We start from the raw sequence: 12,755 nt of genomic DNA, 5'->3' as shown, positions 1-12,755 counted from the left end.
GTTAATTATACTACTAGGTACAGAAACAACATTAACTTTTAGATGCGGATTGAGCTAGGGTGTGTCATCAAATAGGTATCAATCTAGTTTAGAATCGATAGCCGAGCGCGAGTTGAGTCAATCGGGAGGAATGCTATCATGACACGCCGCTATGCTTTGCGGGATGATCAGTGGGAACGCATCAAAGACCTACTACCAGGGCGGAAAGAGACAGTAGGAGTGACGGCTAAAGATAACCGATTGTTTGTCGAAGCAGTCATGTACCGTTATCGAGCAGGCATTCCTTGGCGGGACTTACCTGAGCGATTTGGGGATTTTCGAGTAGTTCATACCCGCTTTAGTCGATGGGCAAAGCGCGGAGTGTGGCAACGGGTGTTTGAGGCGTTAGCCGACGATGCAGACAACGAATACGCAATGATTGACTCGACCATTGTACGCGCCCACCAGCACAGTGCTGGGGCAAGGGGGGGATGCATCTAGCGAAGCCATTGGTCGTAGCAAAGGTGGATTGAGTACCAAAATTCATGCCCTAGTGGATGCTTTGGGCAATCCTATCGGTTTTCACCTGACTCCTGGGCAAGCATATGACCTGGATGGAGCGAATGTCCTGCTCCACGAGTTTGCTGCTGATACACTGCTTGCCGACAAGGGATATGATGCTGATGAGCGCGTTATTGAGCGACTAGAACAACAAGGTGAAATGTCAGTGATTCCGCCCAAGCGCAACCGTACTGTTAAGCGTGAGTATGACAAAGACTTATACAAAGCGAGACATCTAATTGAGAATTTCTTTGCCAAACTCAAGCAATATCGAGCAATTGCCACACGCTATGACAAACGGGCAAGGAACTTTTTAGGTGCAATTTATCTTGCTGCTACTGTTATCTGGCTTAATTGATGACACACCCTAATGCCCAATCAAAAATATTTAATCATGAGCGGAAAAAGTTGGTTATATCCCTATCCAAAGTGGTAAAAATACAAACCTAAATACCTACTTTTGCGTATTTATATTTAGAAAAAACCAACTAAATACTTGTATGTAGAGATAATAAATATACAATGAATACCCAACTTGGCTAACTGATAATAATTTCCCCACGAATGGGCTACATTGGTGCTTTTGTGTTGTGCAATGGTCGTAGGGAAAAGTCCTTCTCGTTCGATTTATGCTTTCAAACTTTGCTCATCCTCCCCATCCAACTCTGCGAGTCCAGTAATTACGACAGGTGGGCGATCGCCAAATTTAACAACAAGTTCGAGTTCCCCTCCCATTGCATTCAAATAGCCTCGCAGGGTTGAAAGCAACAGGTCAGTACGCTTTTCTAACTTCGAGACACTATCCTGGCGAATTCCCAATACTTCTGCCATTTTTTCCTGGGTAAGCTCCCTTGCTTTTCGGATATCCTGGAGCGTCATATATTCTGCAATTAACTGGGCTGCTCGCGCTTCGATTTTCTCAACGCGATCGCGTGGCAGTTTTTGCATAATTTCATTCACATTCTTTGCCATCAGCCTTTTCTCCTTCCTCCTGCAATCGACTTAAATGCTCGCCAAATCGCTTGTCTGCCTTTGCTATTAGTTTTGGGGGTAAACGTCATTATCTTTCAACTGGTTATACCGATAGCAAAGCCAATCGCAAGTTGGCGGAAATGAAGGCTCGGCAAATCGAGTTGCATATTCTCTGCAACAATTTTGATGTGACTTTGGAAAGATACAGACCCCAATCTCAGCAGGTTGAATTTGCATCATCTAGCGAGAATAAGACTCATGCTTCGCTAGCAGATTTATGGGATAGTTACACTGAGTACAAGTGATTGGGCATAGCCCACGCTTCGCGAACGAGTTTATCCCCCAGCACTTTGGCAAAGGATTACCATACAATTTATCGCTGCATCAATTTGCATTTGCCGGTGAGGACTTTGGATAAGGCGATACTCCTAGCGGAGTCACTTCTTTGGCATAAAAATATAGATTTTGCTCCCTTTGTCTTTTTGCATCTCCTCAAACTTAATTGTGCAGAATTACTGACTAGATTTATTCAATTCCACTGAAATAATAAAATGGCAAGTTTATCTGAATCACTGACTCCAATAACATTACAGCTAGTGGTTCATATTCGTAGTAATATCTAGCTTGACTATTGCTTCCAGGAATTGGGGGTTGAGCGCAGGCTGCACCAGGAGAACCGCAAGTTACCTTCACAGGTATAAGTAAAATTCCTATTCCTAACCCACCCAATATCCATGGTTTCATTGCTCCAGCTTATCCCTATTGCTTTTAGTAAAAGATTACAACAAAGATTTTCGTGCAAATGCCCCAACAACATTCTCCCAATTATCTTTAAAGCCCAGGACGCATGATACGTTCTGCGAGCGTTGGCATCAGTCTCTGAAGGATAAACAGTAATTTGGTTTTACCAATGCGTATCTCAGGGGAATTGCGGCTAAAATCCCGCCAAAATTCTTTAACTAATGCTTCTGGTGTAATTTTTCCCCGTCCTCTACCTTGAGTCATTGCCGTATCCACCATCGGCGGAATAATCTCAAAGACTTGTACAGACGTTGCTTCTAATTGCCAGCGTAAGCTTTTACTAAAACTGTGTATTGCAGCCTTACTGGCACAATAGATGGGGGCGCTTTGCTTGGGGACAATTCCTAACCCGGATGAAACGTTGATAATTGCTGCTTGAGAATGACTCAAAAGCTGTGGTAGAAAAAGTTTGGTTAGATATAGCGGACTGAGTAAGTTAATGTCGAGTTCGTCAGCAATTTGCTCAACTGCGATCGCGGGATCGGCGAAATCATAGTTATACTGAACGCCTGCATTATTGATCAGAATGTTCACATCAGGGTAATTATAGACAAGTTTTTCCAGAGCTTGGCGATCGCGTATATCTGCAAGTTCGACGGTTATAGCTGGCAGTTGATGTCTCACGGCTTGGGCTTTTTCAGCATTGGTACCTGTTACAATCACGGTATTTCTTTCTCGCAGAAACCGTTGCGCTAAAGCCAAACCGATGCCAGATGTCCCACCTGTAATCAAAACTGTGTTATGGTTTGTCTTCACAAATTACTCCAGTCATTGAAAGATTGCAGTTATCCTAAACAGTTCTTCCCAGGATTTCATTAACATAGGTTAACTGTTATTATCCTGAAGCGACTTCTGTGGAGTATCGCAGTTGGGCACGAATGCGGCTTAAGGTGACAGGGGTAATGCCGAGATAGGATGCAATATGATGTTGCTTTATGCGTGTTTCTAAACCAGGATATTCTGCTTGAAAATTTAAATAGCGCCTTGTTGCATCATCTAAAAGCAAGGAACTTTCTCGCTTTTCTTTTTTAATGAACAAAAATTCTGCAATTTTACAATTCAGACTTTGCCAACAGGGATGCATTGTTGACAGTTCTCGAAAGGCAGCATAATCAGCAATCATTAATTTTGTATCTTCCAATGCCTGAATAAATAGTCGTGAGGGTTGCTGCAATAACAAAGCACTATAAGCTGCGACAAAACTATTTTCAGTACAGAAGGATTTTGAGTATTCGTTGCCATCCGCATCAACATAATATAAGCGCAGAATACCTGACATCACAATCCCGATAGTTTTAGGCATCTCACCCGCCCGCACAAAAAATTCACCCCGTTTCAAGAAACTAGTTTGAAAGAGTTTTACCGCTTTGATGGCTTCGTCGTCTGGTAGATCGATCAGCGATCGCAGGATGAGGGTTAATTGGGTAAAATCTTGAGTTAACATATACTATGCAGAAATAACTTTTTCTGGTGAGATACTAATAGGCAAGTTGTTTTTGTTTTTGATTTTTGTTCCGAATTCTGGTAAGCGATCGCAAAGTGAAGAAAATCCTAATTTTAGCCGCTAACCCTAGTAATGCTTCTAAACTGCGTCTTGATCAAGAAGTGCGGGAAATTGAAGCAGGATTGCAACGTTGTAAATATCGGGAACAATTTCAAATTATCTCGAAATGGGCTGTGCGTCCAGATACCTTACGCCAAGCTTTATTAGACCACGAACCGCAAATCGTCCATTTTTGTGGACATGGTTCTGGGGTGGAAGGTTTAGCTTTAGAAAATCAGTCGGGACAGATGCAACTGGTTAGTACAAGCTCTTTAGCAGGATTATTTGCCCTGTTCAAAGGTAAAATCGACTGTGTTGTTCTCAATGCCTGTTATGGTGAAATCCAAGCCGAGGCTATTTACGAGCATGTGGGTTGCGTCATTGGCATGAAACAGACAATTGGTGATAATGCAGCAATTGAATTTGCTAAGGGTTTTTATGATGGTTTAGGTGCTGGTCGCACCTTGGATGATGCTTTTCACTTCGGTTGCAATGCAATTGATTTAGAAGCTATTCCTGAAAGTTCCACCCCAATAATTAAAAGTAAATCTTCTCATCACCTAAATAATCAAAATCTAAATTACCCCAATGTGAGCCAGTCCCTTACAGGGGAACCAGATACTAATCAAAAGCTTAATAAAATTGAAATAAATAATCAAGAATCCGCATCTATCTCAAGAGATATTTTATTAGAATCTCCACCCATCGATCTTGATATTCAGAATCCGATAAATACTCTCGTGGCAGCAAAATTCCCCTTAGAAAATCCAGAGGGACAAGTACCCCTAAATTCCCCCTTTTATGTAGAGCGTCCACCCAATGAAAGCGATTGTTACGAGACTATTTTGCAATCTGCGGCTTTGATTCGCATTAAAGCACCCCGACAGTTAGGCAAAACTTCCTTAATGTCACGGGTTCTTCACCATGCAAAGTCAAGGGGTTATCAAACCGTATCTCTGAATTTTCAATCTGCGGATGCGGAATTTCTCGGCAGTTTGGATGGATTTTTGCAATGGTTTTGTGCCAGTATCGCCGATAGTCTCAATTTAGCAGACCGATTGGATGAATATTGGCGGGGGATTTTGGGGAGTAAAAATAAATGTACAAGGTACTTCGAGAGATACTTATTTGCAGAGATTAATAGTCCGATCGCCTTGGGTTTGGATGAAGTCGATCAAGTATTTAAACATCCAGAAATTGCATCTGACTTTTTTGGGTTATTGCGAGCTTGGCACGAACGGGCAAAAAATGAAGTAGAGTGGCAAAAACTGGCTTTGATAATTGTCCATTCTAAGGAAGTTTATATTCCCCTCAACATTAATCAATCTCCCTTTAATGTGGGTGTACCAATTGAGTTACCTGATTTGAACCGGGAACAGGTACAAGATTTGATTCAGCGACATGGTTTAAATTTTACTGATTCCCAGGTGGAGCAGTTAATCAATTTAGTCGATGGACATCCATACTTACTGAGGATGGCTTTGTATCAAATAGCCCGTGGTAGAATCACTCTGGAAAGACTGATAGAAATTGCTCCCACAGAGGAAGGTCCCTACAGCGACCATTTGCGCCGTCATCTGCTAAATTTGCAGGAAGATGAGGAATTATTGGCAGCTTTTAAACGGGTAGTGGGGACATATAAACCCGTGGATGTGGGTACAACTGCGGCTTTTAAACTGCGGAGTATGGGGTTAGTTAAACTACGGGGAAATGAGGTGATGCCTTTGTGTAATTTGTATCGACAGTATTTTGGCGATCGCTTAAATTAAAAGTCAACAGTCAACAGTCAAAATTAAATACCGAAAAAACCTTTGCCTGTATCAAAATAATCCAAAATCCAAAACGGGGTATGACCCAATCTCAAGATATATACCAAGTTGGGGGAAGTCTTCCTCCTCATGCACCAACCTATGTCATCCGTCCAGCTGATGAAGATTTATATCAAGGATTAAAAGCGGGGGACTTTTGCTATGTGTTAAATTCTCGGCAGATGGGGAAGTCAAGTTTGCGGGTGCGGGTGATGCAACGTTTACAGGCTGAGGGTTGTGCTTGTGCGGCGATTGATATTACGGCGATTGGGACTGTGGATATTACCCCAGAGGAGTGGTATGCGGGGGTAATTGATACTTTGGTGGGGGTTTTTAAACTTTATACTGATTTTGATTTAGAGGTTTGGTGGCAAGAAAATAACTTGCTCTCCCCGGTGCAGAAGTTGGGGAAGTTTATTGAGTCGGTTTTGTTGGTGAAAATTACTGAGAAGATTGTGATTTTTATTGATGAAATTGACAGTATTCTTAGCTTAAATTTTAAAGATGATTTTTTTGCGGCGATTCGTGCCTGTTATAACCAACGGGTTGATCAACCAGAGTATCAACGCTTGACTTTTGCCCTGTTGGGGGTGGCGACTCCTGGGGATTTGATGAGTGATAAAAAGCGGACTCCGTTTAATTTGGGGACGGCGATTCAACTTTGTGGGTTTGAGTTGGAATCAGCTACACCGTTAGTACAGGGTTTGGTGGGTAAGGTCGAAAATACCCAAGAGGTGTTAAACCAATTCGCAATTCGCAATTCGCAATTCGCAATTACGTTGTGTAATGGAGATTTTACCCCCCAAACTTTGTTAAAGGAGGTGCTGTTTTGGACGGGGGGACAGCCTTTTTTGACCCAAAAGGTATGTAAGATTTTAGGGAGCAGGCTTGCCCTGAGCGCAGTCGAAGGGGAGCAGGGGGAGGAAGATGTATCGAGATGGGTAGGGGAGGTGATCAAAACCCAGATTATTGACAACTGGGAAGCCCAGGATGAACCGGAACACCTCAGAACTATCCGCGATAGGATTACCCGCAACGAACAGCGTGCAGGTAGGTTACTGGGGCTATATCAACAAATTTTACAACAGGGAGAATTACCCACGGACAACAGCTCGGAACAGATGGAATTGCGGTTGACGGGTTTGGTGGTAAAGGAAGATGGCAAGTTACGGGTGTATAACCGCATTTACCAAGGGGTGTTTAATGGGGAGTGGGTGGAGAAAGAACTGGCGAAAATGCGCCCCTATTCCCAGGCTTTGACGGTTTGGTTGGAGAGTAACCGCACAGATGAATCGCGGTTGCTGCGGGGACAGGCTTTGCAGGATGCTTTGGATTGGGCAAAAGATAAAAGCTTAGGTGATGAAGATTATCGGTTTTTGGCTGCGAGTCAGGAGTTGGACAAGCGAGAGATTCAATTTGCGTTAGCGGAAACGGAGAAAAAAGCACAACGAATCATTGCGGATGCGGAACGTAAAGCTAAACGTACAACTCGTATGGGTTTCGGTATATTAGCCGTGGGAATTGTCGGGATAACAGGGGCTGGTTTGTATGCCCAAAAATTAATCAATGATGCCGAGACAGCTACTACTCTGGAACGGGACGCAAATAGTGCTTTAGGACTTTTTGATACATCCCAAATAGATGGGTTATTCTTAGCAACGAAAACTGGACAAGATTTAAAAAAACTACTAGGGAAGCGTCCTTATATAGACAATTATCCAGTACTTCTAGCTTTAAAACGTATTTTGTCTGATATCCGCGAGCGCAATCATCTCACAGGACACACATCTGCTGTCAACAACGCCAATTTTAGCCCCGATGGCAAACGCATTGTCACCGCATCCTTAGACAAAACCACCCGAGTGTGGGATACCTTTACGACGGTAACTGAACTTAAAGGACATACATACGCTGTCAACAGCACTATATTTAGCCCCGATGGCAAAGCAATTGTCACTGCTTCAGCCGACAAAATCGCCCGGGTTTGGGATACTTCTGGAAAGGTATTAGCTCAATTTAAAGGACATACATCCACTGTCAACAGTGCTAGATTTAGCCCTGATGGTAAACGCATTCTCACTGCTTCATCTGACAACACTGCCAGGGTTTGGGATACTTCCGGCAAGGTATTAGCTCAATTTAAAGGACATACATCCTCTGTCATCAGCGTCATATTTAGCCCCGATGGCAAACGCATTCTCACTGCTTCTTGGGACAAAACCGCCCGGCTTTGGGATACTTCCGGCCAGGTATTAACTCAATTTAAAGGGCATAAATCTGCTGTCAACAGCGCCATATTTAGTCCCGATGGCAAACGCATTCTCAGTGCTTCTTGGGACAAAACCGCCCGGCTTTGGGATACTTCCGGCCAGGTATTAACTCAATTTAAAGGGCATAAATCTGCTGTCAACAGCGCCATATTTAGCCCCGATGGCAAACGCATTCTCACTGCTTCAGGCGACAAAACCGCCCGACTTTGGGATACTTCCGGCAAGGTATTAGCTCAATTTAAAGGGCATAAATCTGCTGTCAACAGCGCCATATTTAGCCCCGATGGCAAACGCATTCTCACTACTTCCTCAGACAATAGCGCCCGACTTTGGGATACCTCTGGTGAGGAATTAAATCAACTTAAAGGCTATACAGACGCTGTTTACAGTGCCATATTTAGCCCTAGTGGCGAAATCATTCTCACCACTTCAGGTGACAATATCGTTTCTACCCAGTTGTGGCAGATGGCGGAATTAGATGATTTGCTAACAAGAGGTTGTGATTGGTTAAGCGATTATTTGGCAGTAAATATCAGAAAACTGCAAGAATTAGAAGTATGTCAACAAAACACATCTATAAAGATAGCAGCAGTCGCATCTTTGGTGAAACTTGGGGAAGACGTAGCGAAAGCGGGTAATGTTGAGGAGGCAGTTGCTATTTTGAAGACGGCTTTGAAGTGGAATTCTCAATTAAAGTTTGACCCACAGAAAAAAACCCAAGAGTTAGTAAATCAAGAAAAAGCTAAACACCGGGTTCGTGAAGGTGTTAGTCTTGTTAAATACACTCAAAAGACGACGATGGTCAATGGTCAGGTAAACGTAAGAAAGTCAGAAGCCAATGTTTTTGTAATTCTAAGACACAAAACAAAACCCGATACTAATTCAGATGTTAAAGAGATACATCCTATAGAAAACATAAAAAATGCAATTACAGCTTATCAGCAAGCCCAAAAACTTGATGCCAAAGTAGAAATTGATGCTAATAGCTGGAATAATCTTTGTAAGCAAGGCAGTTTATATGAATTAGCGAAAGATGTGATGTTTGCCTGTGAAAATGCTGTTAAACTTGCCCCGGATAATGGCAGTATTCGTGATAGTCGGGGGTTAGCCAGGGCATTGACGGGGGATTACCAAGGCGCTATACCCGATTTTGAGGCGTTTATTACCCAGACTGATGATAAAAAAATCAAAGCACAACGGCAAGGGTGGGTGAAGACTCTGCGGCAGGGCAAAAATCCATTTACTAAGGAAGTGTTGGAGAAATTGCGCAATTAGGAATGTAATACCAATTTGAAAAAACAATACGACACATGGACAAAACCCCTCCCCAGCTCTCCCCGATTTCCTACCCATTACCCGGATCTATCGCAACATTTGCGATAGTGTCCACTCACATTTTTACAACCCTTACTCCTTCGTTGTTCATTCTCAATAAAAGCCCGGTTTTAGCGATAATAGTAATGACTACTTTGTCAAGTATGTCTTACACTTCACCCTTGTGAGATGATTACAGAACAAGGCATTTCGCGATTGAAAAGAAAGATGTGACTAATGGATAGCCTGATTTCGGGGAGGGTGCCCGATAGGGCGGGTGGGGTATCTGTCGTAAACATTTTTTGAATCGGTATAACTAATCGGCTCGCTGCTAATGCATCTCTCCCATCCCAGAGCCAGACAACTGAATCAGAAATATTACAATTGCTGGCGTAAAGAATCGATGTAAAGACTTATCTGCGATTCTCCTGTCTTATCCCCTGCTTTCTTCGCTATATCCAATGCAGCTTCTGCTGTACCCAGGGCTTCACGGATTTTGCCACGTTCTTGCTGCATCGTTGCGATACTATAGAGCATCCTAATATCTTCTTTTGGATCAATTTTGGGTGACTGAATTGGTTGAGATGTTTCTGGAACATCCCCAAGTCGATTCAGGGAATTATTGCGAATGGCGGAGATTTTTCTGGTAGCTTCCAAAACCTGGGAATAATTTCCCGTGTCTGCATACACTGTCCCGAATCCAGTCAATAACTCGGACTCCATCACGGATTTTTCCCCTGGGGGTATATTCGCTGTATTGAGTTTGGTTTGGGCTTGCTGTAAGTATGCGATCGCGTTTGTTGACTCACCCATGTCATTATGAAGTATGGCGATCGCGTTCAATGTGGAGATTTGTTTTGTGATATCGCCGCTTTTTTGGTATTTTTTTAGGTCTTGCTGTAAGTTTGCGATTTGCGATCGCCACTGATTTACTTGGTTTGGGTTTTTTGTGCTGGCTGGAAGTGGTGTGTTAGCTTGTTGCGGGCTGTCTCGTTTTCCTATGCTTGATGTATTTGTTTGCAGTGTATTGTTTTGATTACTTTGATTGCTATTGTGGGAAAATATTTTTATCGCTACAAATCCCAAAATCATGATCATAGAAGCGATTGATAAAATTTTCAGATAATATTTGCTCATGCCTGTAGTTAGAAGTTTTAGCTGTGCGATACGCGAAGGATAAAGCCTCTGGCTTATCTCCGTAGACGGGACTTTGCGCGATCGCGTGGAGAGAAAATACCTGACTGCTGTTTACAATCGAGCATGGTTAGTTGGCAGGATTTTCCGCAAGCCAAGCAACTAAGTCATCTAACCCTGTAAAATCCAGCAAAGCCTCACCCAGGGTTTCTAAGAGTATCAAACCCTTCCACAAAGTTGAATCGCTGGGCATTATGCATTCTTTGCCCTTTGATCCGATTCGAGAAGTTGGCTGAGTTTGTGAGCCGCTTCGTGAGAATTGAGAGGTGACCAGAGGGAATATGTTGCTCCAGCTTGAAGCGTTGGCTCTTCTTCTTGGGCTAGCTCCGCAATCAGAAATTGCATGACTTTCAATTTTTCCGCACGCGATAGCCCTTTTAGCGTTGGGAATAGGTCTGCTGTAGTCATGGGACAAAAAATAAGTAACTTCTCTATTTTCTCATAACCACCCCAACATCATAATTTTCTAATATTTTCATACCAGAAAAGTTAATTATTTGCGTTTCTTTATGAACTTGCGTGGAGTGGAAATACTTGACTGCCGTTGGTGATGTCGCTGTACACGAGAATCAAGCAGGCATAATTTCTCCTTTACGTGTAGGTTTTAGCTAATCTTCACTACCAGAGATGTTGAATCCAAAACGTCTTGCTTCTCTGTTTTCCTCTAGCGTGACTTTGACTGGCACAAATAAAATACTGGTTTGTGTTACGTGCTGAACAAGCCGAGCTTTCTGCCCTTGATCGGTAGCTCCTGATAAAACAATGTAATAAGGATCTCGATACTTAATTGATTCGATATGCAAACATAGACCTCCTGCAAATGAAGCAAGGTAAGCACCTATTTCCTCATCAGGTTTTAGTACAGACTCAAATTCTTGAATCTCTTCTATGAGACGCTTGAACATCACATTTGCATAGCCCGCTCTTTCCTCCATACCTTTTCGCATACTTTCTGCCATGTGGTCGAAATTCATATTGGGCTGGTAGTTCAATTTGGAGAATTCTTGCATTTTAGAAAAAACAAACTTTTATTTTCAAATTAGCACAATTGAAAAAGTTTAACTCCAAGATAACCAAACAGTTAAAGTGTGGATTACCGAATAATAAAGGGGAGCATCCACTTTTGGAAGAAACGCAATTACATAGTGGTACAAACTTTATTATATGGTTGGTCTAAAAAAGTCGATCTGCCGAAAATGGATGCTCCCACGAAGATTTTTGATGAATAGGGAAAGCTAAGTTTTTAATTTTGGATAAAATCGAGTTTAGCTTATCCATTTTTTCATCTGCTTCTCTAAAGTTATCATTATATATATTTAGCTATCCTACTTTATCTCATCTTTCTCTAATATTTTTAAGAATTCCTTTGTTTCCTTCTCCAGAACACTCATCATAATGAAATTCAATTATCTCTTCAATGTAATGTATAAGGCTTCGTACTTCGACTATCACGCTAAACAAAATCATTGTGAGAAGCATCGCTCAACCATTCCCCACCATAAAGCAAAATAATGAATCGATTTGATGATACTTTCTATTTCTCGCCCCGTTGCCTTTCTCGCAACCGTTCCAAACCATCGAGAATCAAATCCAACCCAAACTCAAAGTCATGTAAACCATCATACCGACCTTCGATGACATAACGAGCAAGTCGATTCATATAGGGATACTTCTCTGGTGGAATATACGAAATAAAGTTTTTTGCTTGTTGGGCATACTCCCCAGGCTCGAAAGGAAAATTTAACTCCTGGAGCGTAAACCCATAAATGTGGTTATCGATCGCATTCCAAGCATGGTCGGCAGTCTCGAAGGAAAAACCAGCTTCTCGCAAACATCCCAAAGTCGCATCGATATAGCGCAACATCGCCGCTCCTACATTCACCCGCGACATCATCGCTATTGCAGCCCAAGGGTGACGCAATAATACCCCGTGAGCCGAAATTGCCCGTTTTCGCATGGCTGTTTTCCAATCAATTTTCAGTTCAGGTAATTCGATTTCAGCCACCACCATATCGACAATGCCATCCAATATATCGTCCTTATTGGTAACGTGATTGTATAGCGACATTGCCTGCACACCTAGCTCCTGGGCAATTTTCCGCATCGACAGCGCCTCAACTCCATCCCCATCCGCCATCCGCAGGGCGACTTGCAATACCCGCTCCCGACTCAAAGGCAGTGGAGGCATCGATTTTGAATTACGCGTTTTTACCATTTTCCCTTGAATTAACTTTTCTAGCCCGAATTCATTCAATTATTTTAACTTGACAAACTTACGCCGTAAGCTAAACTTACAGTGTAAGCTAGAATTAT

The 12,755-nt window shown here is 42.6% G+C and carries 13 protein-coding genes; 4 read left to right on the top strand and 9 right to left on the bottom strand.

Translation table 11 applies throughout. The features are described 5' to 3' along the window. Positions 1-138 precede the first annotated feature (138 nt). A protein-coding gene (locus IJ00_RS27610; RefSeq protein WP_371259638.1) for an IS5 family transposase occupies positions 139-898 on the top strand; the annotation gives its coding sequence in 2 pieces (ribosomal slippage) (positions 139-467 and positions 466-898; 762 coding nt in all). A 269-nt stretch (positions 899-1,167) separates the two neighbouring features. On the opposite strand, the gene IJ00_RS07645 is transcribed toward IJ00_RS27610, so the two are convergent. Beyond that, complete coding sequence (locus IJ00_RS07645; protein WP_035151650.1) at positions 1,168-1,512, bottom strand: XRE family transcriptional regulator; 345 nt, start codon at positions 1,510-1,512, stop codon at positions 1,168-1,170. A gap of 50 nt (positions 1,513-1,562) precedes the next feature. On the opposite strand from IJ00_RS07645, the gene IJ00_RS07640 reads away from it, so the two are divergent. Further along, positions 1,563-1,817 (top strand): Arm DNA-binding domain-containing protein, encoded by a 255-nt coding sequence (locus IJ00_RS07640; RefSeq protein WP_035151648.1) that lies wholly within the window; start codon positions 1,563-1,565, stop codon positions 1,815-1,817. A gap of 220 nt (positions 1,818-2,037) precedes the next feature. Here IJ00_RS07640 and IJ00_RS07635 read toward each other — a convergent pair whose 3' ends face one another. The 3 genes from IJ00_RS07635 to IJ00_RS07625 all read right to left on the bottom strand — a co-directional run bounded on the left by IJ00_RS07635 (position 2,038) and on the right by IJ00_RS07625 (position 3,757). Beyond that, positions 2,038-2,256 (bottom strand): hypothetical protein, encoded by a 219-nt coding sequence (locus IJ00_RS07635; protein ID WP_035151646.1) that lies wholly within the window; start codon positions 2,254-2,256, stop codon positions 2,038-2,040. Between the two features lie 87 nt (positions 2,257-2,343). Next, positions 2,344-3,069: an SDR family oxidoreductase gene (locus tag IJ00_RS07630; RefSeq protein WP_035151643.1), complete on the bottom strand. Its 726-nt coding sequence runs from the start codon at positions 3,067-3,069 to the stop codon at positions 2,344-2,346. A 79-nt stretch (positions 3,070-3,148) separates the two neighbouring features. Further along, positions 3,149-3,757: a Crp/Fnr family transcriptional regulator gene (locus tag IJ00_RS07625; RefSeq protein ID WP_035151640.1), complete on the bottom strand. Its 609-nt coding sequence runs from the start codon at positions 3,755-3,757 to the stop codon at positions 3,149-3,151. A 95-nt stretch (positions 3,758-3,852) separates the two neighbouring features. Between IJ00_RS07625 and IJ00_RS07620 the strand changes: the two genes are divergently transcribed. Further along, complete coding sequence (locus IJ00_RS07620) at positions 3,853-5,625, top strand: AAA-like domain-containing protein (RefSeq protein ID WP_035158622.1); 1,773 nt, start codon at positions 3,853-3,855, stop codon at positions 5,623-5,625. Between the two features lie 80 nt (positions 5,626-5,705). Next, the gene (locus IJ00_RS07615) at positions 5,706-9,209 is read left to right on the top strand and encodes an AAA-like domain-containing protein (RefSeq protein ID WP_035151637.1); all 3,504 of its coding nucleotides are present in this window, start codon (positions 5,706-5,708) and stop codon (positions 9,207-9,209) included. Between the two features lie 417 nt (positions 9,210-9,626). Here IJ00_RS07615 and IJ00_RS07610 read toward each other — a convergent pair whose 3' ends face one another. From IJ00_RS07610 to IJ00_RS07595, 5 genes are all read right to left on the bottom strand, one after another. Continuing rightward, positions 9,627-10,346, bottom strand: coding sequence for a tetratricopeptide repeat protein (locus IJ00_RS07610; protein ID WP_046814750.1), 720 nt, complete (start codon positions 10,344-10,346; stop codon positions 9,627-9,629). 166 nt (positions 10,347-10,512) lie between these two features. Next, entirely contained in the window at positions 10,513-10,635 is a 123-nt protein-coding gene (locus IJ00_RS28190; RefSeq protein ID WP_144416002.1) for a DUF4351 domain-containing protein, read from the bottom strand. Next, on the bottom strand, positions 10,635-10,850 hold the full coding sequence (locus IJ00_RS07605; protein WP_035151629.1) for a hypothetical protein: 216 nt from the start codon (positions 10,848-10,850) through the stop codon (positions 10,635-10,637). Before IJ00_RS07605 ends, IJ00_RS28190 begins: the two co-directional genes overlap by 1 nt. Before the next feature lie 200 nt (positions 10,851-11,050). Next, on the bottom strand, positions 11,051-11,401 hold the full coding sequence (locus IJ00_RS07600; protein WP_144416001.1) for a DUF6173 family protein: 351 nt from the start codon (positions 11,399-11,401) through the stop codon (positions 11,051-11,053). Positions 11,402-11,976: 575 nt separating this feature from the next. Beyond that, complete coding sequence (locus IJ00_RS07595) at positions 11,977-12,630, bottom strand: TetR/AcrR family transcriptional regulator (RefSeq protein ID WP_238178453.1); 654 nt, start codon at positions 12,628-12,630, stop codon at positions 11,977-11,979. Positions 12,631-12,755 lie beyond the last annotated feature (125 nt).

Origin of the sequence: Calothrix sp. 336/3, assembly GCF_000734895.2 — a bacterium.
In the GTDB taxonomy this organism is placed as follows: domain Bacteria; phylum Cyanobacteriota; class Cyanobacteriia; order Cyanobacteriales; family Nostocaceae; genus 336-3.
The sequence above is the reverse complement of the archived record's forward strand: the minus strand, read 5'-3'. Positions and strand labels throughout refer to the sequence as shown.

Bases quoted from the DNA above. Each gene is read 5' to 3' on its own strand.
- IJ00_RS07645 (WP_035151650.1), bottom strand. From the start codon at position 1,512: ATGGCAAAGAATGTGAATGAAATTATGCAAAAACTGCCACGCGATCGC.
- IJ00_RS07635 (WP_035151646.1), bottom strand. From the start codon at position 2,256: ATGAAACCATGGATATTGGGTGGGTTAGGAATAGGAATTTTACTTATA.
- IJ00_RS07625 (WP_035151640.1), bottom strand. From the start codon at position 3,757: ATGTTAACTCAAGATTTTACCCAATTAACCCTCATCCTGCGATCGCTG.
- IJ00_RS07615 (WP_035151637.1), top strand. From the start codon at position 5,706: ATGACCCAATCTCAAGATATATACCAAGTTGGGGGAAGTCTTCCTCCT.
- IJ00_RS07610 (WP_046814750.1), bottom strand. From the start codon at position 10,346: ATGATCATGATTTTGGGATTTGTAGCGATAAAAATATTTTCCCACAAT.
- IJ00_RS28190 (WP_144416002.1), bottom strand. From the start codon at position 10,635: ATGCCCAGCGATTCAACTTTGTGGAAGGGTTTGATACTCTTAGAAACC.
- IJ00_RS07605 (WP_035151629.1), bottom strand. From the start codon at position 10,850: ATGACTACAGCAGACCTATTCCCAACGCTAAAAGGGCTATCGCGTGCG.
- IJ00_RS07600 (WP_144416001.1), bottom strand. From the start codon at position 11,401: ATGGCAGAAAGTATGCGAAAAGGTATGGAGGAAAGAGCGGGCTATGCA.
- IJ00_RS07595 (WP_238178453.1), bottom strand. From the start codon at position 12,630: ATGCCTCCACTGCCTTTGAGTCGGGAGCGGGTATTGCAAGTCGCCCTG.